Source organism: Capnocytophaga sp. H2931 (genome assembly GCF_002302535.1).
Classification (GTDB): domain Bacteria; phylum Bacteroidota; class Bacteroidia; order Flavobacteriales; family Flavobacteriaceae; genus Capnocytophaga; species Capnocytophaga canis.
The window spans coordinates 483,106-507,919 of sequence record NZ_CP022381.1; the positions used below are offsets into that span (position 1 = coordinate 483,106).

Consider the following 24,814-nt stretch of genomic DNA (forward strand, 5'->3'; position numbering starts at 1 on the left):
ACATCGCTCATAAAACGGACATAGTCGAAGCTTAATAAAACAACATAATCAATCTCTCTATGAAAACATATCTTTCACTTTTTCAAAAAACGATTTATCCGTTTTTTCTACTTTTGGTGTGAAATTTTCATTATCTCGCATTTCTCTAAAAAATTCTTTTTGTTTTTCAGTCAAATTTTTAGGTGTCCAAACATTCACGTGAATAATCAAATCACCTGTCCCATAACCATTTAGACTGGGAATCCCTTTGCCTTTCAATCGCAATATCTTTCCAGATTGCACTCCTTCATCCAGCTTAAATCGCACTTTTCCTGTGACCGTTTCAATTTCTTTTGAAGCTCCTAAAACAGCTTCTGGGAAGCTGATATATAGGTCGTAATGTAAGTTTTCTCCTTCTCGTTTGAGGGTCTCGTGTTCCTGTTCTTCAATGAGAACTAATAAATCCCCTGGAACGCTATTTTTCCCCATCGCTTCATTTCCTTTGCCACTAACCTTAAGCTGTACACCCTCCATTACACCTGCAGGAATTTTCACACTAATAGTTTCTTCAAATATTTTAAGCCCTTGACTATCAGATTCAGGAGGTCGATTTTCAATAATCTGACCACTTCCTTGACATGACGAACATGGTGCTGAGGTTTGCATCATTCCAAGCATGGTTTGCATTTGGCGAACTACTTGACCTGAACCATTACAAGAGGGACAAGTTTTATAGGTAACTCCCTCAGCCTTCACTTTTCTTTTAACTTTAATTTTTTTCTCGGCTCCCTTAACGATATCTTCTAAGGTAACTTTCAAACGAACTCGCAAGTTTTCACCTCGCAAACGCGTTTGACTTCCACCTCCAAATCCACCAAAACCAGAAAATCCAGAAAAATGACCTCCGAAAATATCCCCGAAATGGCTGAAAATATCCTCCATTGAGGAATGATATCCACCTCCTGCTCCTTCAAAAGCAGCGTGTCCAAAACGGTCGTACTGAGCTCTTTTGGTATCATCACTCAACACTTCATATGCCTCCGCTGCTAACTTGAATTTCTCTTCTGCATCCTTGTCTCCAGGATTTTTATCCGGATGATACTTCAAGGCTTGTTTGCGGTATGCTTTCTTTATTTCAGCGGCATTTGCCGTTTTTTCAACTTCTAATATTTCGTAGTAATCTTTTTTCATTTAATGATAAGTTATTGTCCTACAACTACTTTCGGGTATCTTATAATTTTATCTCCCAATTTATATCCTTTTTCAACCACATCAATAATTTTCCCTTTCATATCTTCGGTCAAAGCTGGAATTTGCGTAATGGCATCGTGAATTTCGCTATCAAAAACATCATTAGGAGCAACCTCTACCTTTTCTAAACCTTTTGATTTTAAGGTGTTTATAAATTTATTATAAATAAGCTCCACTCCTTTCAACATGTTTTTATCTTCTGATTTTGAAATTTCAACCAACGCCCTGTCAAAATCATCAATCACAGGCAACATCGATGACAAAATGTCTTGTCCTGCGGTTTTGAATAACTCAACACGCTCTCGAGTTGTACGTTTTTTATAATTCTCAAACTCAGCAAATAAACGCAAAAATTTATCTTTTTCCTTTGCTAACTCTTCTTCAATGGAACTTTTATCTTCTATATTCTCTATTGCTTCATTCGTAATACCTTCATTTTTAACTTCTTCGTTTGATAAAGGCTCTTCTTGAACGTGTTTTTCTGTACTCATTATCTATTCATTTAATTTTACTACTCCATCATATATAAAAAAGTATGCCAATGACGTCTTATATGTCAATTTGGCATTGTGATATAAAATTTTGATTTTTCTATAACTAAGCTTATCGCAAACTTATAAAAGAAAACGCTTTACTTCCCTACACGGATGAAATAATTTGTACAACATCACCCTAAAAATGAAACTCTTCCAATCTCTTCTGTAGCTACTAAACTAGTTCAAACAAGCAACATAATTCCCTTCTGTAAAATCCACAGAAATATGCTCTTGCAAACTGGTGGATAGGGAAATACCCTTAAAATCTGCCTTAATAGGGAAATTTTTATGATTACGATTGACCAAAACAGCGGTAGTAAGTCGTTTTAGTGGAACTTCTAAAAAATGTTTAACTCCGTAAATCAAAGTCAGACCAGAGTTCAGTACATCATCGACCAGTACTACCGATTTATTTTTATAATCCTCTGAATCTATAGACGTTGAAATTCCTTCCAAAGGATTTCGTTTGTTCATTTTCACTTTGCAAAGCGCTACTTTCAACGAACATATTTCTGAAAGATAAGCGTTTAATTTCTCAGCAAACAGATATCCATTACCTTCAATTCCTGCTAAAATGATTTCCGATTCATTTAAGTGTTTTTCGTAAATTTGATATGCAATACGCCGAATTTTGTTTTCTATATCTTGGTGACTTAGGATTATTGTCATAGTTATATTATTTCTCATTTAGTGGTTGAAACATAATCTTATAATGCAACTTTTTGACTTACAATGGATTCAAAACATAAAATCAACTTACTGATACTGAGCATTCTCGTAAACTGAAAATTCTGAAATTATCTATCCATTTGCTTAAATAATGATGAAAAATCCTCATTAGTAGCTTCAAAAGGCTCTTTGTCCTTAAGAAATATACGAGCAGTTAATGTCCCTTTTAAAATAAATCTATTACTTTCGAAAAGAATACTGCTACCTTCACGCAACCCAACCACAGGAGTATCATTAAGCTTATGAAACTCTTTAATCCGTGTTTCCCGAGTTTCACCCTTGTGTTTACTGTCGGGATCAGGATCAAGATAATGTGGATTCAAATTAAAAGGTACTACTCCCAAAGTATCAAAACTTGGGGGATAAATTATAGGCATATCATTGGTTGTTTGCATCGTTAGCCCTGCAATATTACTACCGGCACTGGTACCAAAATAGGGTATTCCGCTTTCAATAACCTCTCGTAGCGTTCCCATCAAATCAAACTGATAAAGCCGAGTAACTAATAGGAAAGTGTTGCCTCCGCCTGTGAAAATGGCTTTAGCTTGATGAATTGCTTCCTTAGGATTTTCAAAAGTATGCAGCCCAACAATTTTCTTACCTATACTCTCAAATCCTTTTTGAGCAATTTGCGTATATTCATCATATGACACACCACTAGGCTGTGCGTAGGGTACAAACAAAATTTCATCAACATTTGCAAAAAAAACGGCTAACTCTTCCTGCAAATATGACAAGTAGGTACCTCCATAAATAGTTGATGTGCTGGCTAATAATATTTTTTTCATAGAATCATTTGAGAAAAACAACGTCGCAAGGTAGCAATAAATCCGGAAATATCAAAATCACACTTGAGAATCATAAAAAGCCTTATAAAATCCATTTTGTTGCAATAAGGAATCATGTGTGCCACTTTCTACCAATTCTCCTTCGTTGAGCATAAAAATTTTATCTGCATTTTTGGCTATCGACACGCGATGGCTCACAATGACCACTGTTTTGCCTTTTAGTGCATTGTGTAAATTTTGTAATATTTTCTCTTCCGTTTCCGTGTCCACAGCTGAAAGTGAATCATCTAATAAATAAATTTCTGCATCTTTAAGTAAAGCTCGTGCAATAGAAATCCGTTGTTTTTGTCCCCCACTAAGCGAAACACCACGCTCACCCAAAATAGAATCATACTGATGGGTAAAATCCATTATATTATCGTGTACGACTGCTTCTTGAGTGGCTTTTACGATTTGAGTATCAGTTGCTTGTTTATTAGCAAATAACAAATTATTTTTTATGGTATCGGAAAACAGAAATGATTCTTGTGGCACCACAGCAATGGCTTCTCGCAAACTGTGCAAATTTACTTCTCTAATAGGCTTATTATCTATATAAATTTCTCCTTTCGACACATCATACATCCGAGCAATTAGATCGATGATTGTAGTTTTCCCACTACCTGTTTTTCCAATAATAGCTACAGTTTGTCCTTTAGGAATATCAAATGATACATTTTTCAACGCTTCAATACCTGTATCTGCATATGTAAAGCTCACATTTTCAAAGCGAATATTCCCGTTAATTTTTTCAATATTAGGATTATGATTACGAATATCAGGAATTTCTGCCAAAAATTCATTAATTCGTTTTTGCGACGCTTCGGCTTGTTGAACTATCGAACTTACCCACCCTACCGTAGCTACTGGCCACGTGAGCATCATCACATAAATACTAAATTTGGCTATCACTCCAATAGAGGTAATCTCTCCTAAGTAGTACAACCGACCTCCCATAAAAATCACAAAAATCAAACTCAACCCGATCATTAGAATCATAGTAGGAAAGAAAATAGCTTGAATTTTAGCTAATTTGATATTCTTCTGACGTCCTCGTTCCGCTAGGTCGGAAAGTTGCTGATTAACCAAAGGCTCATTATTGTAGGCCTTAATGACGTTTATTCCTGAAAAAGATTCCTGCGAAAATGTTGATAAATCGGAAAGAAACTGCTGAACAACCAAAGTTTCGCGGTTTATTTTCCTACTCATCACATAAATCAAAGCTGAAAGAATCGGTAAAGGAATCAAAGTATAAAGCGTCAATTCCACCGAAGTGTAAAGCATCAACGGAATAACACATGCAAATAAAGTAATGGTTTGAACACTGTACATGATAGCTGGACCAACATACATGCGTACCTTACTTACATCCTCACTGATGCGATTCATCAAATCACCTGTACGATTTCTTTTGTAAAAACTCAATGAAAGCTCTTCATATTTAACAAAAATATCATTTTTTAGATCAAATTCAATATATCGAGATACATTTATGATTAATTGACGCATAAAAAACGTAAGAATAGCCGAAATTATAGTTGCTCCGATAATTATTAAAGCATATTGTATCAAAAGTTGAACAATGTTTCCATTTTTATCCGATGATTTAGCATATTCCTCAATGGCTATAATCGAATTTTGAACATATTCAGGCATAAATAGCGAAAAAATACGTGCTAAAATCGTGATGAATATCCCTAAAATCAGATGGTATCGGTATTTAAAAAAATATTTTCGTACATATCGTAAATGTGCCATTGTTCGTATATTTAGACCGCAAAGGTACGTATTAATTGGCAAATGACAAATTGATTCATTCGGCTACCTCAGCTCAATAAGTATACAAACTTCTCAAAACGATTGATTAAATCTTAATACATAAACTTGGAATAAAAAACACGGCCTTTTAGCCGTGTCGTTACATTTTTACAGATAAATGATAAATCAAATGTATATATCATTTTGTCGATTCATTTGTTTTTTGATAAATTTAATTACCATAAATCTTCTGCCATAAATCCCAAATAACAATTCCTGCACTTACTGAGATGTTGAGTGAATGCTTCGTTCCATATTGAGGAATTTCAATGACCCCATCAGAAGCCGAAACCACTTCTTGCTCCACTCCTTTGACTTCATTTCCAAAGATTAAAGCGTATTTTTGTTCCTTTTGAGGCTGAAACTCATTGAGCATTACAGCATTTTCAGTTTGTTCAATACTGATAACTTTCACATTTTGAGTCTTTAAACTATTCACTACTGAAAGTGTATCTTCGGCATATTCCCAACAGACGCTTTCTGTAGCTCCCAATGCTGTTTTGTGAATTTCTTTATTTGGAGGAGTTGCCGTGATGCCACAAAGGTATATTTTTTCGACCAAAAAAGCATCTGCTGTTCTAAAAACAGAACCTATGTTATTTAGACTCCGAACGTTATCCAAAATAACTATTAATGGAGTTTTTGGAGCTTTTTTAAACGCATCAACATCCAATCGAATCAATTCGCTATTTGCTAATTTTCGCATTTTGTGAATATCCTAATTTTCGAGAATTTACTCCTTACCACATTCTTGTTGCTCAGGCATCTTTCCGCAGAAACCACAAGGTTCTCCCGTTTTGTTTAAATGCGGATTTTGACTGGCACACGTACCTGAAAATTTTCCACCTTTTTTTGCCCATATTTTAATAGCTATTCCTGCTATACAAAGTGCTAAAATCCCTATTGTCAATAAAATAAGTTTCATTTTTCTTTCTATTTTTATTTTAAATCATATAACGTATTTACAGCTACCACGCGTTCCATTGTAAATCCCTCAGCAAAATCCACACTAATCAACCGACCTAAATCTCTGGCTCGATAGGTTACGCTATCCAAAAAGTTTTTATCAGAAATCGGGGTATTAGGTTCATTGTTATTTGCATCATAGAATTGAGTTTTATATGCCAAAACCGATGCTAATTTTTTATCCATAAACCCTGAAATGTCAACTACAAAATCTGGTTCAATATTTTTCCATTGAATATAATGATAAACAACCTTGGGTCTCCATGCTTCTTGTGTAACTCCCTCGTGTACAGTTTCTATCTTCCGAAGCCCACTCAAAAAACAAGCATCACTTACCAATTTGCTACCTCTGCCATGGTCTATATGCCGGTCATCAATAGCATTACAAAGTACAATTTCAGGACGATATTTACGCAACATTTTGATAACTTCCAACTGATGAGCTTGATCATTAACAAAAAATCCATCAGCAAATTTTAAATTTTCACGTATCTCCACTCCTAAAATCCTTGCTCCTTCCCTAGCCTCTTGCTTACGGATTTGCGCGTTACCACGTGTACCTAACTCACCTTGTGTAAGGTCTACAATTCCTACTTTCCGACCAAGAGACACTTCTTTAGCAATCGTTCCTGAGCAACCTAATTCTACATCATCGGGATGTGCTCCAAAAGCTAATATATCTAATTTCATCTATGTAATAACTTAATTTTCAATCCAATTGATAATCTCCTGATCATCCGGTTGGGTGCGTGGTGAAATTACTTTTTCTAATTTTCCGTTTGTTCCGATTAAATATTTCTGGAAATTCCATTGTACTTCAGAATCTTGCACTCCGTTTTTACTCTTTTGAGTCAAAAATTGATATATGGGATGAATGTCATCTCCTTTTACTGTAATTTTTTCCATCAAAGGAAAAGTTACGCCGTAATTCACTTTACAAAACTGTGCAATTTCAAAATTTGTACCTGGTTCTTGCGATTTGAAATCATTAGCAGGGAATCCAATAATTATAAAATTCTGGTCTTTATATTTTTTATACAAAGCCTCCAATCCCTCATACTGAGGCGTAAGCCCACATTTGGAAGCTGTATTGACAATCATTATTTTTTTCCCTTTGAGTTTCGAAAAATCAAACTTTTTGCCACTAATATCTTTAACAGTAAATTGATAAATAGTATTTTTTTCCGTTCCTGTTTGTGCTTTTACCAATACAAACATCAATAAAGCTAAAATAGTGAATATTTTTTTCATTTTTTACAATTATTTTTTAAATTAAACTTCAATAAGATATATTATTTATAAATTTTATAAGACTTCCATAAGATAAATAGTTACCATCATGCAAAACCTTCAAAGATTCCTAATCCAAACAAAGCAAAGTCGTATTTAGCGGGATCGTTAGGGTCGAATCGTAGTAAATGACCGTTCAATTCCGTTAAAGCCTTTATATCATTTTGCGGACGCGTAATCAGCCCCAAAGAACGTGCCACATTACCTGAATGTACATCTAACGGGCAGGATAACATCGCAGGGGAAATACGCTTCCAAATACCCAAATCGACCCCTGAATTGTCATTGCGAACCATCCAACGCAGATACATATTGATACGTTTTGCTACGGAACCTTTACGAGGGTCAGGCAAGTGTTTGAGAGAACGATTATATTTTAAATCTTTGAAAAACAAACTTTTAAAATTTGAAATTCCTAACTGTAAATCGTTGTTTTCAACACTATCAGCCAAAGCGTTTTCCAATCCATCATAATGCGTATAAATATGTTTTAAACTGATAATAAATTGCTCGAAATCTTGTCCGTTAAACGTTCTATGGACAAAATTTTGCAGACGCTTCAAATCATTTTGAGTATGCGACATCACAAAATCGTAAGGTGCATTCCCCATTAAGTCCATCATTTTCAATCCGTTATTTATAATAGACTTTCGCAATCCCCACGCAATAACCGAAACTAAAAAACCTGATATTTCTACATCTTCCTTAGCGGAATACCTTTTAGGAATCTGTAAGGGATCGGTCTCAACAAATTCTGGTCGATTATATTTCAGTACTTTCTCGTCTAAAAAATCTTTTAAATCACTAATTATCATATGAATTTACCATCAAGCATTGTTAATTTTCGGTCTGCCATATTCGCTAAATCCTCATTATGTGTAACTATCACAAAAGTCTGATTAAAAGTTTTTCGCAATTCAAAGAACAAGTGATGCAAATTCTCGGCACTTTCCGAATCTAAGTTGCCACTGGGTTCATCAGCAAGTACTACTGCTGGATGATTCATCAAAGCCCTTGCTACCGAAACACGTTGTTGCTCTCCACCTGATAAAGCACTGGGTTTATGATGAATACGGTCTGATAAATTTAAAAATGATAACAGTTCCTTAGCTCTGTTTTCCGCCTCTTTCTTTGCTGTTCCTTTAATAAAAGCGGGAATACACACGTTTTCAAGTGCTGTAAATTCGGGTAGTAGCTGATGAAATTGGAAAATAAACCCAATATGCTCATTACGGAATTTCGACAAGGACTTCGATGATAGTTCATTAACATTTACGTCATTGATTACCAATGAACTATCTTGCTGTTGATTTGCTAAATCAAGTGTACCTAAAATATGTAAAAGCGTAGTTTTCCCAGCTCCTGAAGCTCCAACAATCGAAACAATTTCTCCCTTATGTACGTGAATATCAACTCCTTTGAGTACTTCTAAACCGCTGTATGTTTTATGTATATTAGTTGCTTTTATCATTTATATAGAAAGTGATTTTATAGCTTTAAATTGCTATATTTTTTGAATAAATACGAATCTTAATAATTAATTCAGTGATAATTAATTTAAATAATTCGAATATGCACCAAAACGAAACTTTTGATTTTTTTGGTTAAAGGAATTAAACTGTTTCGTCTGAAATTCGCTGGTTTGCTAAGTCGAGTATTTTCTGTACTTGCTGGTCAAACGTCAAATTGGAATTATCGATTTCAACAGCATCTTTAGCTTTCAACAAAGGAGACTCCTTGCGTGTGGTATCTAAAAAATCTCGATATTGAACGTTTTTTAAAACTTCTTCAAACGATACTTCTTCGCCTTTTTCTAGCAATTCTTTGTAGCGACGCTCAGCTCGAATTTGTTCGGAAGCTGTCATGAAAATCTTCAGCTCTGCATTGGGGAACACTACTGAACCAATGTCCCTTCCGTCCATTACAATGCCTTTCTCTTCTGAAAATTTCCTTTGTAAATCAACTAAATAAGCACGTACACTCGCTACTTTTGCTACTTCACTCACCAAATTAGCCACTTCAATTGATCGGATTTCTTTCTCTATATTAACATCATTCAAGTAGATTTCAGAAAACTGTAACTCGGGATTATATTTAAACTTAATATCTGAATTTTTTAAAGCCGTCAGTAATTCTTGCTCTTTAAGATAAACTGTCTGTTCATCTTGCTGTTTATCAGTGTTTTCTACTGTTTTTTTTTCAACAAATCCTTTTTGCATTGCCAAATAAGTTACAGCTCGGTACATTGCTCCAGTATCCACATAAACATACCCTAATTTCTTGGCAACAACCTTAGCCGTACTACTTTTCCCCGTGGATGAATATCCGTCTATAGCGATAATTATTTTCTGCATTTCCCTTTCTTTTATTGTCGGCAAATATACAATTTTAGTTTCAATATCTTTTATATTAAACGCTATGTTTACCTCAACAATCTTAATTTCAATTTGAGTAAAAAAGAACGCTTTTTGTGTAGATTCACTTAGTCGTCTGATAAAAGTACTTCGTAGATTGGAACTGAAAACATCGATTAAAAAAAACATTGAGATTCAGAAACTCTAAATCTCAATATTTCATTTGTTATTTTTGAGCCAAATCTTCCAAAACATTCACGGCTTCTTCCAAATAAATGTCTTTTTGTAAGTTTTCATGCCAACGGTCTCTACGAAGCTTTAAATCTTCGTTTTTACCAATTTTAGCTTCATCACTTGGCAAAGAAGAGAACTTTAAGTTTGATTTATATTCGGAAATAGCTTTGAAACGCTTTGATTCTTCTTCATTTTTTTCCATGAGTTTTTTGTACGCCTCATAGTTTAATGGAAATATATTCTCATCTTGTTGTTGCTTAATCCATTTCGCATTTTCGTCTATCAATTTGAAATTTGGATTTTCTTGTATTCTCCTTTGGCTATTAGCTATTACACGTGCAAACAACTCATCGTTTTTCAGAGGTACGTACTGCTGACTTTTAATTTTATCCCAAACCATAGCATTAGACATATCGCGTTCTCCCACATCAATATACTTGTATTTATCGGGCATAACAATATCGCTTTTCACACCTTCGAGCTGAGTTGACCCCCCGTTAATACGATAGAATTTTTGAATCGTAATCTTCAAAGCTCCCAAATCGCCGAATGAATTTTGTCGAACATACTGATTCAAATCAGCAAAAGTTTGTACCGTTCCTTTCCCAAAAGTTTGTTTACCCCCCATAACAATAGCACGTTTATAATCTTGCATTGCAGCCGCTAAAATTTCGGATGCTGAAGCTGACAATTCATTAGTCATAATTACCAAGGGACCATCCCATTGCGTACGTGAATCGGTGTCAGCGAGATTATCAACACGCCCTTGGGAAGATTTGACCTGCACCACAGGCCCTGATTTGATAAACAACCCTGCAATATCGACCACTGAACGTAACGAGCCACCACCATTGTTTCGCAAATCAACAATGATTCCAGCAACACCTTGCTTTTTTAACTTCTCAACCTCAATTGCCATATCGGTTGCGGCATTTTTGGAATTGTAGTTCTCCACATCCATATAAAACTTGGGTAAGTCTATAATTCCATATTTTTTGCCGTTATGATCCACTATCACTGATTTTGCATAGGTTTCTTCCATTTCAACAATGTCCCGAATCACACCCACCGTTTCGATAGTTCCATCCACACGCTTAACAGTCAAACGCACCTCAGTCCCTTTTGGCCCTTTTATGAGTTTAATAGCCTCATCCAAACGCATTCCAACAACATCAACAGGTTCTTCTTTGCCCTGAGCTACTTTGAGAATTAAATCTCCCACTTCCAATGCTTTAGCTTTCCAAACAGGCCCTCCTAAAATGATTGTTGTAACTCGAATACCGTCAATTTTTTTCTGTAATTGAGCTCCAATACCTTCAAATTTTCCTGACATTCCTTGATCAAAACTTTTTTTGATGTCGGGAGCCATATAGTTGGTGTGTGGATCAAAGGTCTCAGCAAAAGCATTCACATATATGGAAAACCATTCTTCTTCGAGCATATCGTCATAAATCGAAAAAATTTCTGTGAGTGTTTTTTCAGCATTCTCCACCGATTCTTTTTTTAATTCCTCAGCAGACTTCACTTTGTAGGTGCTATCTTTCTCCAATTTTGTATTTTCTTCCTTTTCTTTGGTTAAATAATTGGAAATAGCCGAAAAAGTGATGATCTGATTCCATCGATTTTGCATTTCGGTTTTTGTTTTAACATATTGAATTTCTTCAAAATCAGTGCTTATTGTTTTTTTAGAATTAAAATCAATCGGTTTTTTAAATATCTGCTTTGCAATTTCTTGCGATTCTTTCATTCGTTGCATCAAACGGCTGTATGTGAGATTAAAAAATGAAATATCGCCTCGTTTCAAATCATCATCCAAACGAGTTTCGTATTTTTTAAACTCGTTGATATCCGATTGTAGAAAATAACGTTTTTGGCTATCCAATTGCTCGATATAGCTTTTGTACATTTTTTTAGAAAACTCGTCGTTGATTTGCATAGGACTGAAATGTCCATTACTAAGCACGTACTGTACAATCTCCAACAATAGTTTGTCTTTGTCAGGATTTTCAAACTTTTTTGCAAAACTACAGGATGCAAAGGATATGAAAAATAAAAGTAAAGATGCTGAAATTTTTTTCATTACTACAGGTTTTCTATATTAATTAATTCTCTGTGAAAGGGCAAAATAAGTGCCAAAATATACTTGTAACTTGGCAAACTTACATAAAAAAAATGATTTATGACGTATTATCAAAAAGGTTTATCAGTTTTATCCTATTAACTATCTACATACCAACTAATTAAACCTCAAGTTGAATTTATTCACGATTTTAAAAATCAGGTCGTGTATGTGATGATAGAGAAAAAACGTAGAAAACTAAGTCCCTACTTTTCTTCAAAAACTACTTCGAAAATTTTATTCCAATTTTTTCCTGTTATAAAAAACGTTTTTCTATTATGGTGATAAGCAATCCCATTTAACACATCTAATTCAGGTATTTGTTCCACTTTTTCTTTCAACCCACGCATATCCACAATACCTTCAATAGCCCCATTCTGGGGATTGATAATCATTATTCCATCTTTCTGGTAGGTATTGGCGTAAATTTTCCCGTTCACCCATTCCAACTCGTTTGCATTTGAAAATAAGGATTTATCAGTAGAAATTTGTATAAAATCTTCCTCTTGATACGTATTCGGATTTAATATCCAAATTTTCTCCGTACCATCACTTTTATAGATTTTTTTTCCATCGTAGCACAAACCCCAACCCTCTTTACTTTTCCCGTAGGCAAATGTTTGCTGCTGATTCAAATCCAAATCATAGACAATACCTAAGTTTTCTTGCCATGTCAGTTGCAAAATTTTATTATCAAAAACAGTAACTCCTTCCCCAAAGTACTGAGACGCTAAATTGATTTTTTTATACTCTTGTCCTGTAAAAACATTCCACTTTCGTAGAGTTGATTTTCCATATTGCCCCGTACTTTCTATAAGAGTATCTCCCACAAATTCAAGCCCTTGGGTATAAGCAGTTTTATCATGATCGTATTGATTTATAATTCTGTAAGTGTAGAGTTTGGGGGCTTTATCTGCCAAAATTGTCAATTCTTTTTGGAACGTATATTCTTTCCCACTCTCTGTTACCACCTCAATTTCAATAATTTGCTTACCTAATTTTATATTTTTTAAAAGATAAGATCCTTCCATGAACGTAAGCTCCTCTCCATTGATTTTATAACTTACCGAAGCCACCGCTTCTCCAAAATCATTATCAGAAACAGAGAGTTGAACGGTATCGTTTAGATGATATTCCTTTTTTTGTGGTTGAACTTTGAGATTGTAATTGCGTGTTTTTTGTGATCCCAAACCATTGCATGAGAAAAACACACAAACTATTGTAAAAAAAACAATTACATTTTTTATCATAAGATTTTATCGTTTAGATTGAAAAAAATAGGTGATTGTACCGCTTTGCATTTTTCTGTCCAAATAGACATTAAATCGTGCTTGACGAGCATACGCCAGAGCATTCTCAACTAAGCAACCATTAGTGGTAGTTGAATGCTCTCGATTTATGGAAGCTGTTACTACTTTGCCTTCTTCATTGACCTTTATGTCAACAACGACCTTGCCTTCTTCCTCACACGTAAATACAGGATTAGGCAAATCGCCCCTGACTTCTCTATCGACTAAAGCATACTTTATTAAAGTGTTTTTATTGACAACTTCTTCTCTTTTGACGCCTTGCTGGTTTTGTTCTATCCCGACATCTGTTGTAACTACAACATCGGAAATTTTATCCGTTAGCAATGACTCACTAGCCTCTTTCATTTCGCGTTCTGCTAAAATTTCATCTAAGGTTTTGAAAGGCTCATCAGCGTGTTTTAAAGCTCTATCTGCTTCATTATAAGTTTTTATAGTAATCCTTGTTTGTTCCGTTATGCCTTGTTCAGCCTTGCTTTCTTCGGGAGGAATATCAAATTGAGCAACTTCTGGAGTAAAATTCATTTCCAACATAATTTCAACTTCCTTAGCTTTAAGCTGAACACGCAACATTAAGACCAAAATACATATTATGAAAGAAAGCGTAATAATTACAGATTTTTCTATAGGCGAGAGCATGTCAATAAACCTCCTGACCTCTCGCAAGAAAGTTTGCCAATCCCCTCTTCTACTCTTTTTCTTTGAACGCGGTCTTGAATTATGTATTTTAGGGTTTGTATCTGTTACAATAGGAATTTGAGAAGTGTCTACCTTAGGTTTAGATTCCTCAGAAACATCCTCTTTGGGTTTCGGTAATTGAGGTGTGGTAACATCAGATTTTCGAGGTTGAACCGATGGTTTTTTATTATATTTTCTCTTTTTTTTCTTCATTATCTATCGGATTCTTAAACAAATCCAATGACAAAGATACTGAATATAATTAAATTGGAATAACTTTCAATAAAAAAGAAGCTGTCTTAGATTCAACCCCCAAGTGCAATTTTTTATGCCACGAATTTATAAAATAAATTTTTAGGTTCTTCAAAATCTAATGTTAATCTCGGTCTTCGGTTAATTTTATGTTGAATTTCTTTAATCTTCTCTTTGCTAATTCTCTCAAAATAAGTACCCTTAGGGATATATTGTCGTACAAGTTTGTTGGTATTTTCACTCAATCCTCGCTCCCAAGAACAATACGGATTGGCAAAATAAAAATCACAACTTAATTTCTTGCTAATATACTCATGTTCAGAAAACTCTAATCCATTATCACTGGTAATGGTTTTCACATAATCTTTATACGGAAGCAAAGCGTATATCATTGCTTTGGCTAAACTTTTTGCATTTTTACCACTTAACTTCCTCATTATTAGAAATTTTGTTTTTCTTTCTACAATCGTCAGAATCGCTCCTTTATGTTCTGCCCCCACGATTAAATCTACCTCAAAATGTCCAAATTCTTCATTAGTCAAAACGATTTCAGGGCGTAAACGAATTGGTTTTCGGTTTTTTATCACTTCTTTTTTGCCTGAAACGGGGCGTTTTCGATGTTTTAACTTATGTCTTAAATATTGATATAAATCTCCTCCTTTTTCCTTGTCTTCTCGGATATATTGATAAATCTTTTCAGTACTTACCATACTTATTTCGTGCTTTTTACAGTAACCTACGATTTGCTGAGGAGACCACTGTTCCCGCCTTATTTTCTCTTCTACAAAAGCTGCTACCTTTGGGGTAAACTTCCTGTTTACGGCAAATCTTTCCTTGCGAATATTGGCTTGTTCCTGAGCGTTTTGAGGGTTATACCCCCCTCTTTTGAGTTTGTTCCTCTTAAGCTCCCTACTGATGGTGCTTTCTGACACGCCCATTTGCTGAGCAATAAATTTTTGTGATTTATTACATTTAAGATATGCTTTTATTTCGTATCTTTGCTCCAAAGTTAAATGTTTATATTTCATTGTCTTATTGGTTATTTGACAAAGAAATAACATTTTTTTGAAGGGAGAAAGTTTTTTTACTTTCTCTCTTTTTTCTTTGGGCTAGCCCAAAGAAAAAAGAGAGAAAAACGATCCCAAAAAATTGCACTTACTAATGGAATTTAAGTGTCATAAAAGTATTTTTTTTTCTTCTCTTGCAATTGATTTAGATTCTGTTGAGCAATATTCTCGTGTTGAAATTAGAAAATCTGTACTTGCAAGATTTATGTCTACAATTGAACAAGAGCTCAACAAACTAAAATAACAAAACAACAAATTACTTTTTGGACAGCTTCTTTAAACTATTTAATTATTTATTAATAGCCGGATCTTTCATTCCTTCTTCTATCATATTATAGAATTGATCAAGTTTAGGAAGTACTACGATGCGTGTTCTACGGTTTTGAGCTTTTCCTTCTTTGGTGTCATTAGTTGTAACTGGTATGTATTCGCTACGTCCTGCTGCCGTCATACGCTCTGGACTTACACCAAAATCTTTTTGTAATATACGAACGATTGCAGTTGCACGAAGTACGCTCAAATCCCAATTATCTTTAATAACTGTATTAGCTTTATACGGTACATTGTCAGTATGTCCTTCAACCATAAACTCAAAATCAGGCTTATTTTTCACAACCAAAGCCACTTTACCTAACACCTCTTTAGCACGGTTAGTAACTGCATAGCTTCCGCTGCTGAACAGCAACTTATCAGAAATATTTACAAAAACAACTCCTTTTTCAACTTTCACTTCAATATCTTGGTCGTCTAAGTTACCAATGGCTCCCTTTAAACTTTGCACTAAGGCTAAGTTGATAGAATCACGACGAGTTACTGCATCTCTTAAGTTTCTGATTGTCAAATCTTTCTCACGAAGACTTTCCAATGATTTTTCAAGATTTTCAGCTCCTTTTTGGGTTAAGGTTGTCAAATTACCCATATTATTAATCAATTGCTGATTGTTTTCACGCAACAAATCATTTTCATTTTTTAGGCTTGACACTTGATACTGCAATTTTTCATAATCTTTCAAACAAGCATTCAATTTGACAGTTGCCGTGTTTAGTAATTCATCTGTTTGTTTGTACTTTTGTTCTAGCTCTGCATATTTCTTGTTCGATACGCACGAAACTGTTACCAAACTCACTAATGAAATAGCTACAAAAATCTTTCTCATTATATTTAATTTTAAAGGTTTATATAAAGGCAAAAATACTATTTTAATTTGTTAAAAGTTCTTTTATTTTTAATAAAATATTCCCAAACAATAGATTCTACTTCATAATATAACAGAAAATCAGTTCCTTTTCTTTTATTTTTAAATTTAAAAAAATTTCTGTAAAAACTCATATGAGCCTTGAAAATTGCCCATGTAAAGCTTATTTTTCCTTGGAAAAGAAAACGTCCTCCTGCAATTCCATCTAACAACATTCGTAAAAATAAAATTCGATATTTTCTCTTCTGTGGCAAATTTTTAAGTAGCATGAACAATCCATTCCTGAAATTCAAATAGGTCTTTTTAGGATTATCGGTGGGCAGGGTAGCCGCACCTACGTGAAAAACCTTACTCTGTGGGGTATAAACAACCCGTTTTCCAAATCTATGTATCCGCCAACAAAGGTCTATTTCTTCTTGATGAGCAAAGAAATCCTCATCGAATCCATTCATCTGTTTAAAAACATCTGAACGAATAAAAAAACAGGCTCCCGATGCCCAAAACACATCCATTTCAGTATCATACTGTCCTAAATCTTGCTCTACAACATCAAAAATACGTCCTCTACAAAAAGGAAAACCATATTTATCAATAAAACCACCCGCAGCTCCAGCGTATTCAAAGTGGTTTTTATCCTTATAATCTAATATTTTGGGCTGTACAACCCCTATTTCAGGATTTTTGAACAATTTTTCAATCGGAATCAACCAATTTTCAGTTACTTCAATATCTGAATTTAATAAACAATATACATCTGCTTCAATCTGCTGTAACCCTTGATTGTACCCTCGAGCATAGCCCCCGTTAGTAGGTAAACTAACAATATGAACATCCGAAAACGTATTTTTAACGTATTCCACAGAGGTATCTGTCGAGGCATTGTCAACCAAATAAAGAGATGCTTGAGGCGAATATTTTACCAATGAAGGTAAAAACTTTTCCAAAAGATGCTTTCCATTCCAATTTAGAACTACAACAGCTATTTTCATTTTTTATGTTTGTGCGACTTAGCAGAACTTAAATAAAGGCGAAAGTTCGAAAATATCAAGAAAACCAATATGAAATTAAACTTATGTTTTTTAATCTCAGAACAATAATCAAAACATTGCACTTCTACTTAACAATATATTGAAATTCAGAATACTGCCCTACACGAAAGGCTCCTAACGGATTTTTCTTTGGATTAGTTTCATGTGTTACATTTCCTAAAATACGAGCAGGAATATTATTGGATGGAGGTCCTGCTCCCCTACCTTGGTCGTTAATGGCTACGTCCGCCAAAAAGTCTATGATTTGTTTATATTCATATGATATACGATATAAAGAGACATAAATTTGATCACCTTTTTTCAACTCCTCTTGGAAACCATTGGTTGTGAAAAAGAACTTTTGATCAGCGATGAATTTATCATCCAAAGTATATCTATCTTCTTTCTGTTTGTGTTTCATTCGCACCAAATAAGCATTTTCTTCATTAGCAAATCCATTAAAGAAGAATCGAGCTTCGGTTTTATTTCCAAAAATTCCTCCGTTGTCATTTTGTTGTGTTCGTGAGGCATCAACAATAGCTGTTTCTTTCATACGAGCTTTAGCTACGTATTTTTCCCCTTCATACTCAATATGCAAGATATAATCCCGCCCCAAAACAGGAGTAATTCCGTCAGGAAAGGCGTAAATAGTTCCTCCTAGATGGTTGGATACTGTTGGGTATTCTGTCGGTGGAAAAATATTTGCAAATTGCTGATGACTAATCTCTTGCAAAATATATTCTTCACTATGGTAAGTAGTAATTTTAACAGCTGCTCCAGTGGCTTTTGGCGAAGGAAGATTGCTGTAATAATCGGTTGTGTAACTCAAATGCACTACGGGAATGGCTTGAGTATCTCCTTTCTTCCAATCAATATAGGCATCTACCACCAATTGAGGTTTTTCATTATCTATGTCTAAAGTAATGACTTCTTCACACGAACTCAGTGCGAACGAAAGCATACATATTATGGTATAAATTTTTCTCATTTTAAAAAGTAAAGTTATAGGTTACACTTGGAATAATTCCAAAAATCGACAACTTGACAGCTTCATTCAAGTGAGTATCTGAATTTTCACGAAAGGAAATAGAAACAGCGTTTTTTCGATTATAAAGGTTATAAATTCCAAAATTCCATTCGCTTTTCCAGCGCTTATGTTGTTTTTGAGGCGTGTAAGTTGCTGAAATATCTAATCGGTGGTACGTTGGCAAGCGATATTCATTGCGTTTGCTGTAATTTGGAACAATCATATTTAGATATTGGTACGTTCCCACAGGAAAATTGGCTGGAAGTCCCGTTTGTAAATTAAAAATAGCCCCAAAAGTCCATTTCGGACTCAAAGCATAGGTTGCCGTAATGGACAAATCGTGCGGTTTGTCATACGGAGTACTATACCATTCGCCGTTATTAATTCCCGTTTCTTGTAGCGTACGACCTGGGGTTTGTTGCTCCGATTTCGACAAGGTGTAGGCAATCCATCCTGTTAATTTTCCCGTATTTTTACGCAATAATAATTCCAAACCATAAGCACGACTATGCCCGTTCAACACCACTTGTTCTATGGCTTTATTCGCAATCAAATCAGCTCCATCAATATAATCCAACCTATTTCGGGTAGTTTTGTAATAGGTTTCAGCCTCAAAACTATACCTGTCTTCAGCAAAGTTAGTAGCAAATCCGACAGCATACTGATCGCTAACTTGTGGCTTTAAATATTGGTCACTTGGCGTCCAAACATCTAATGGGCTTGGTGATGAAGTGTTTGAAATGAGATGCAAATATTGAGCATTTCTACCATAACTTGCTTTAAACGAACGATTATCATTCAGAGCATACGATAAGGTCAAACGTGGCTCAAGGTGACTGAACAAATCTATTATCTTATTATTAGGGTAATAATCAGTACCGATAGGAACTCCTTTTTGATATACACCTCGATTAGGATTGAACGTAACTGGTTGATCGTTAGCATAACGGTTTATTTCTCGACTTCCCAAATGGTAGAAGGAATTTAATCGAAGTCCGTAAGACAAATTCAACGAAGAGGTTATACTATGTTCTGCATCAATGTAGAACCCATTTTCAAAGGCATATTTATTAGGTAGATATTGCTCTTTGATATTCGAGTCGGGAGAACTTGGGGATAATTTTCCTTGTATAAAAACGTAGTACAAACCTTGAACTCCATAGGAAAGTTTGAATTTTTCAGATATATAATTTTTAAAATCATATTTCAAATTGAAGTTTTTGATACCTGAATCCCACTGAAATCCAATGTAATTAAACATAAAACCGTAATAATAATCACTAAAAATCAACGATAAATTAGAGAAAAGCTTGTCGTTGAACAAATGATTCCAGCGTAAATTAAACAAAGCATTACCATAGACATTTCTCAAATTATCGCTCAAATCAAAAAAATCACGACCGAAATAACCGGATAAATAGAGTGTATTGTTATCATTCAGTTTATAGGACAATTTTGTGTTTAGATCGTAGAAATAAGCCGAATTTTTATTATCTGTAAACTTCAAAAACAAATGAGCATACGAAGCGCGTCCGCCTATGAGAAAAGAACTCTTTTCCTTAACGATAGGGCCTTCAGCTAACAACCTTGAGGACAAAATCCCCAGACCACCTGTCATTCCGAAATCATTCCGATTTCCATCTTTTTGGTAAATATCTAAAACCGAAGAAGTTCTACCTCCATAACGCGCTGGAATTCCTCCTTTGTAAAGTTTCATATCACGAACTGCATCGGCATTGAACACACTTAAAAAACCAAACAAATGTGATGAATTAAAAATGGTAGCCTCATCCAAAAGTACTAAATTTTGGTCAGCTCCACCACCCCGCACATTGAAGCCTGATGACACTTCTCCTGCGTTACTCACTCCAGGCATCTGTAACAAAGTTTTTATAATATCTACTTCACCGATGAGTACGGGTAGCTTTTTAATAGTCGAAATAGGGACGGAAACTGTACTCATCTCAGGTTTTCGGATATCCACCTTTGAAGAAGTATTGGCAAACACCTCTACTCCATCCAATTCAATTGCTTCGGCAGATAATTTGTAATCTTTACGGATATTTTTATCCAATACCAATTCCTCCGTAATGGTCATAAATCCCATAGACTCAATAGATATGGTATATTTTCCTTCGGGAAGTGTAATGGAAAAAAAACCATACTCGTTGGAAGTTGTTCCCGTACCTAATTCTTTGATAATACAATTAACTCCCAACAACAACTCTCCATTTGAGGCATCAACAAAATGTCCACTGAAAGTATATTTTTTTTGAGCATACACCGAAACACTTAGGAATATCCCCAAAAATAATAATAAAAATTTCCTCGTCATACCAAAATATGAATATTTTCGGCAAAGATACGTTTTTTATCAAACTCTCAATTTTGTTTTACAAAAATTTCAAACTAAACGCATAAAATACTATTTTTGGAGCTGTGACAATTAAAATCAGAAGGTAATGTAAAAAGTATGATGCCTTAAAAAAGAAGTTTTTTTGTCAGGCTGAGCTTAGTCGAAGCCTCGTAATTACAGGACTTCGACTAAGCTCAGCCTGACAATCAGAACTACATCATACTTTTTATAACACGACCCAAAATCACATAAAGACATCGTATATCTGTGTTTCCATGTGGTTTTCTAAAAACTGTATTCTTTTACGAATTTTTAGAACAATATAACCATCTCTCTGTAAATCATTTATAGCTTATACCGAATTGAAAAAACAATCGTTCGAGGCATCACGTGGGTAGTTTGCATCACCACATAATAATTTGATATACTGCTATTTATTTTAGTCTTTGTACCCAAAACGTTATTTCCTGCCAAATGAAACCCCCACGGACTTTTGGATCTCTGATAGTCCAACGATATATTTAAATATTGAAAATCGGCTAATTGACTTGAATTAAGTTGCTCATTTCTAAAATAAGCATACTGCAATTCCGTCGAAAAATCATTTGTAAATCGGTAACTTCCAATAGTAAGCCAATAATCGGATATGAGTTTTGTTGAAGAAACTCCCCGATGTGCATTCCAATTTTTTGTATAAGAAACATTCAGGTTCATTTTCTTGTAAACAACTCTTGTATAAGCCTTTACACTATGATTCTCTCGACGATTTTCTGTGATGATACGATTCATTTTCTGTACGTAATCGTTCCATGAACCAGCGTAAGTCAGTCCCCACTGCATACCTAAAATTTTTCTTTCCAGCGTAGTCATAAAACTCCACGAAGTTTCAGGTTTATGAGTCAAAAACCAAGTCGAAAAACGGTTAATATCTTCAAAAATATACTCACTACCTATGGTTTTCGTTTTTCTATTAAATGACAAATGAGCTGATAATGTGATTCGTTTGAAAAAACTGTTTCGCCTATAATTCAACGAAAATGAATGAAATAATTCATTATCCAACATTGGATTTCCTTTCGTAATGGCATTATAGGAAAGTAACGAAAATTTTTCTAATAGCATTTCTTCTTTAGGAAATATATTTCGTTTGGCATAATGAAATTTAATTTCTTCTGAATTACTAAACTCATAGGTAGTTTCAAAAGCAGGTTCAAAAGCCAACAAATCAGACGTTCTTTTATTGACTGATTGATTGTTTTTAAGCGTATAATACCGTAAAAAAGCAGAAAATTTTGAAACTAATTTACGAATTTTAAACCGATATTCCAACCCTAAAAAAGCATCTGCCAAAGTATAGTTATGCATATTTCCAAAACCTTCCGAAGCAAAATCATTGAAATTTCCATTGGTCAGTAATTGTCCTTCACGAACATCTAATGAACTCATTTCCAAATTACTACCTATATTGGTATATAAATGATTCAAATCATTAATCGTCCAATAGTGCTTAAAAATAGCATCTATTTGGTACTTTTTGGTCTGTTGGGTTTGTAACAAATGATATTCCGTGTCGGTTAGCAATGGCAATAAAGACGGCAAGGAAGCCAACTTATTCACAAACCATTGATTATCAATAGTTATCTTATCATAACTATGATTTATGACAAAGGTAGTCGTTTCCTTAGGGTTATAAACCTTATGCCATTCCACATATTGCTTAAACGAAACATTATCAGTATCGGTCAATGAATTTACACTTCGGGTTCTGAGAGACGATTTGGAAACTAAATCATTAGAGATGTGATTATTATTAGCATCAAACTGAGCATTATAAAACCATTTTTCATCAGACGAAGGAGAATAATCCACCTTGATGTTCCCCATTCCCAACAGATTCTGTTGCTCGTTAGTAAGCTGCTGCCATTCCAAAAGAGGTTTCTGATTGGTAAGATACTCAATAGAAGTATCTTTTTTGTAATCAGTTAGCAATTTTGAAAAAATACTAAACCCCGACAGATAGAGTTTGGAGGTAGGCATATACCCGTAATTAAACGCTAAAAAACGTGCATTGTGGCGGTACATATTTTGGTTATTTTTACTGTACGTAGAAAGATTTACTGATACCCCTCGTTGCTTAGTAAAACGACTGCGTCCTCCTTGAAAACGCATCAAATCTTGGAAAGAAAACGCCGATTTTCCAAAATCGTTAACATCGCCTATAAGGTTCAAATTCAATTCGGGATGGTAATAGAACAAGGCGGTATGTGCTAAGTGGTGACTATCATTTCCCGCCCCAGCTTCGAGGTCACCAAAAACGAATTTCTTTTTGTCTTCTTTCAGTAAAACATTCATTGCCAACTCATTAGAACTTGATACATTTTTCAAAAAACTGACCTCGTTAAAATTGTCAATTACTTCAATTTTGTCCAACGCATCGGCAGGAATGTTTTCAACAGCCAATTTTGAACTCCCTCCGAAAAAGGAACGTCCCTCTACTAACATTTGAGTTACTTGTTTGCCCTGTACCTTGATTATGCCATCATCGTCCACCTCCACACCTGGGAGTTTTTCCAGTACTTCCTTCATTTTGCGTTCGTTACCCAACACAAAAGCATCAACTTTATAAACGGTCGTATCTTTTTTAACAGTGATAGGAAGCCTCTCAACAGAAATGACTACTTCGGTAAGTTCAATTCCTGTACTTTTGAGTACAAAATGATGTTCCGAACGTTCGCTCGTTGCCGTAGTCGTAATATTTTGAGGAGTATATCCCAAATAGGACACTGAAATCACATATTCGACATCACGAAGCAAGTTGAATTTGTACCTCCCCTGTTTGTCGGTCGTAGCAAACAATATTCGACCTCCTTTTTGGGCAGGACGTGCCAACAAGTTTGCATTTTCCAACGGAGCAAGGCTATCTCTGACCGTTCCTTCAAACAAGCTTTCTTGGGAATAACCTGAAAAATAACACAATATAAGCAGAAAGAAAAATAAACGCATTCAAAAAGGGAAGTTTATTTCAATTTTTCAAGAAACTCATTAACTTCTTTATTTACAAAGACTTTATATTCTTCAGGAGTAAGCGTTTTATCTATTTTTGGGAATTTCAATTGGGGAGCAGATTTTAGGGGTATGATTTTCTCGACTACCAAACTGCTTGTCGCTCCCTTCGTTCCCGCAAGAAGTACCAACCCCGGAAGTCCAAAAAAATCTTCAGGGCCGTATTTGACAGGAAAATCGGGACAAAACCACGCTTCCATTTCCTGTTCCTCATCTCCCAAGGCTTCTATCAGGTGAGGCCGTTTGGTAAAAGCACGATAACACACATAACCATTTATAGTAACCGAATCATCGGTAATTGTCCATTGATGATGATTCAAATCATATTTCACAAATACGCCTTCTCTTTCTGCAACAACCTGATTTCCTTTGTAATAGAATCTTTCGACCTTAGGAAGTTGTATTCCTTCAGGGAGCATTTGCTCATAAAATGAATACACCGCTTTGTCCCCTGCAACTAATAGCTGAAATCTGTGGCTTCGTTTTGCTTTTAATTTGCTCTCAACATTATTTTTGATTATAGGGTCTTTGATGTTTTTGAGATTATCGATATTGACTTCCGTTTTATAAATCACTTGGTAATTCTGAGAAAAAGCGGAAAGACTTATGATAAAAAACAACAGAGATAATAGATTTCGGTTCATAATTTATTTTTTTTTGCGATTCCTTTCTTTTTAGATATTCACATGATTTTTAAAATAGATATCTCATCATAAAAGTACCTAATTTTCAAAATAA

General features: G+C 34.7%; 22 protein-coding genes. All 22 read right to left on the reverse strand.

The window, feature by feature from the left end; translation table 11 throughout:
• Positions 1–57 precede the first annotated feature (57 nt).
• Entirely contained in the window at positions 58–1,170 is a 1,113-nt protein-coding gene (dnaJ, locus tag CGC52_RS02020) for a molecular chaperone DnaJ (protein ID WP_095893301.1), read from the reverse strand.
• 11 nt (positions 1,171–1,181) lie between these two features.
• Positions 1,182–1,721 (reverse strand): nucleotide exchange factor GrpE, encoded by a 540-nt coding sequence (locus CGC52_RS02025; RefSeq protein WP_042007991.1) that lies wholly within the window; start codon positions 1,719–1,721, stop codon positions 1,182–1,184.
• A gap of 222 nt (positions 1,722–1,943) precedes the next feature.
• Positions 1,944–2,435 (reverse strand): phosphoribosyltransferase family protein, encoded by a 492-nt coding sequence (locus tag CGC52_RS02030; protein ID WP_042008100.1) that lies wholly within the window; start codon positions 2,433–2,435, stop codon positions 1,944–1,946.
• A gap of 128 nt (positions 2,436–2,563) precedes the next feature.
• Complete coding sequence (gene pepE, locus CGC52_RS02035; RefSeq protein ID WP_042007993.1) at positions 2,564–3,283, reverse strand: dipeptidase PepE; 720 nt, start codon at positions 3,281–3,283, stop codon at positions 2,564–2,566.
• 57 nt (positions 3,284–3,340) lie between these two features.
• Positions 3,341–5,080 (reverse strand): ABC transporter ATP-binding protein, encoded by a 1,740-nt coding sequence (locus CGC52_RS02040; RefSeq protein ID WP_095893302.1) that lies wholly within the window; start codon positions 5,078–5,080, stop codon positions 3,341–3,343.
• Positions 5,081–5,312: 232 nt separating this feature from the next.
• Complete coding sequence (locus CGC52_RS02045) at positions 5,313–5,846, reverse strand: RNA methyltransferase (protein WP_042007997.1); 534 nt, start codon at positions 5,844–5,846, stop codon at positions 5,313–5,315.
• A 27-nt stretch (positions 5,847–5,873) separates the two neighbouring features.
• On the reverse strand, positions 5,874–6,065 hold the full coding sequence (locus tag CGC52_RS02050; protein ID WP_042007999.1) for a hypothetical protein: 192 nt from the start codon (positions 6,063–6,065) through the stop codon (positions 5,874–5,876).
• Positions 6,066–6,079: 14 nt separating this feature from the next.
• Positions 6,080–6,796 carry a bacillithiol biosynthesis deacetylase BshB1 gene (gene bshB1, locus CGC52_RS02055; RefSeq protein WP_042342954.1) on the reverse strand — a complete coding sequence of 239 codons (717 nt, stop codon included), beginning with the start codon at positions 6,794–6,796 and terminating at the stop codon, positions 6,080–6,082.
• Positions 6,797–6,808: 12 nt separating this feature from the next.
• Entirely contained in the window at positions 6,809–7,357 is a 549-nt protein-coding gene (locus CGC52_RS02060) for a glutathione peroxidase (RefSeq protein ID WP_042008003.1), read from the reverse strand.
• An 86-nt stretch (positions 7,358–7,443) separates the two neighbouring features.
• Entirely contained in the window at positions 7,444–8,211 is a 768-nt protein-coding gene (locus CGC52_RS02065) for a TIGR02757 family protein (protein ID WP_042008005.1), read from the reverse strand.
• Positions 8,208–8,867, reverse strand: a complete 660-nt coding sequence (locus tag CGC52_RS02070; protein ID WP_042008007.1) for an ABC transporter ATP-binding protein — start codon at positions 8,865–8,867, stop codon at positions 8,208–8,210. Before CGC52_RS02070 ends, CGC52_RS02065 begins: the two co-directional genes overlap by 4 nt.
• Positions 8,868–9,009: 142 nt before the next feature.
• The gene (gene cmk / locus CGC52_RS02075; RefSeq protein ID WP_095894424.1) at positions 9,010–9,750 is read right to left on the reverse strand and encodes a (d)CMP kinase; all 741 of its coding nucleotides are present in this window, start codon (positions 9,748–9,750) and stop codon (positions 9,010–9,012) included.
• A gap of 226 nt (positions 9,751–9,976) precedes the next feature.
• On the reverse strand, positions 9,977–12,064 hold the full coding sequence (locus CGC52_RS02080; protein WP_042008012.1) for a carboxy terminal-processing peptidase: 2,088 nt from the start codon (positions 12,062–12,064) through the stop codon (positions 9,977–9,979).
• Between the two features lie 245 nt (positions 12,065–12,309).
• Positions 12,310–13,353, reverse strand: a complete 1,044-nt coding sequence (locus tag CGC52_RS02085; protein WP_095893303.1) for a glutaminyl-peptide cyclotransferase — start codon at positions 13,351–13,353, stop codon at positions 12,310–12,312.
• Positions 13,354–13,359: 6 nt separating this feature from the next.
• Complete coding sequence (locus tag CGC52_RS02090; RefSeq protein WP_095893304.1) at positions 13,360–14,301, reverse strand: energy transducer TonB; 942 nt, start codon at positions 14,299–14,301, stop codon at positions 13,360–13,362.
• A gap of 113 nt (positions 14,302–14,414) precedes the next feature.
• The gene (locus tag CGC52_RS02095; RefSeq protein ID WP_095893194.1) at positions 14,415–15,368 is read right to left on the reverse strand and encodes an IS30 family transposase; all 954 of its coding nucleotides are present in this window, start codon (positions 15,366–15,368) and stop codon (positions 14,415–14,417) included.
• A gap of 328 nt (positions 15,369–15,696) precedes the next feature.
• Positions 15,697–16,563 carry an OmpA family protein gene (locus CGC52_RS02100; protein ID WP_042008015.1) on the reverse strand — a complete coding sequence of 289 codons (867 nt, stop codon included), beginning with the start codon at positions 16,561–16,563 and terminating at the stop codon, positions 15,697–15,699.
• 38 nt (positions 16,564–16,601) lie between these two features.
• Positions 16,602–17,591 (reverse strand): glycosyltransferase family 2 protein, encoded by a 990-nt coding sequence (locus CGC52_RS02105; protein ID WP_095893305.1) that lies wholly within the window; start codon positions 17,589–17,591, stop codon positions 16,602–16,604.
• Positions 17,592–17,715: 124 nt separating this feature from the next.
• Positions 17,716–18,618, reverse strand: a complete 903-nt coding sequence (locus tag CGC52_RS02110) for a DUF4249 family protein (RefSeq protein WP_095893306.1) — start codon at positions 18,616–18,618, stop codon at positions 17,716–17,718.
• 1 nt (position 18,619) lies between these two features.
• Entirely contained in the window at positions 18,620–20,992 is a 2,373-nt protein-coding gene (locus CGC52_RS02115; protein ID WP_095893307.1) for a TonB-dependent receptor, read from the reverse strand.
• A gap of 366 nt (positions 20,993–21,358) precedes the next feature.
• Positions 21,359–24,016, reverse strand: coding sequence for a carboxypeptidase-like regulatory domain-containing protein (locus CGC52_RS02120; RefSeq protein ID WP_095893308.1), 2,658 nt, complete (start codon positions 24,014–24,016; stop codon positions 21,359–21,361).
• Positions 24,017–24,030: 14 nt separating this feature from the next.
• Complete coding sequence (locus tag CGC52_RS02125) at positions 24,031–24,720, reverse strand: GLPGLI family protein (RefSeq protein ID WP_095893309.1); 690 nt, start codon at positions 24,718–24,720, stop codon at positions 24,031–24,033.
• Positions 24,721–24,814 lie beyond the last annotated feature (94 nt).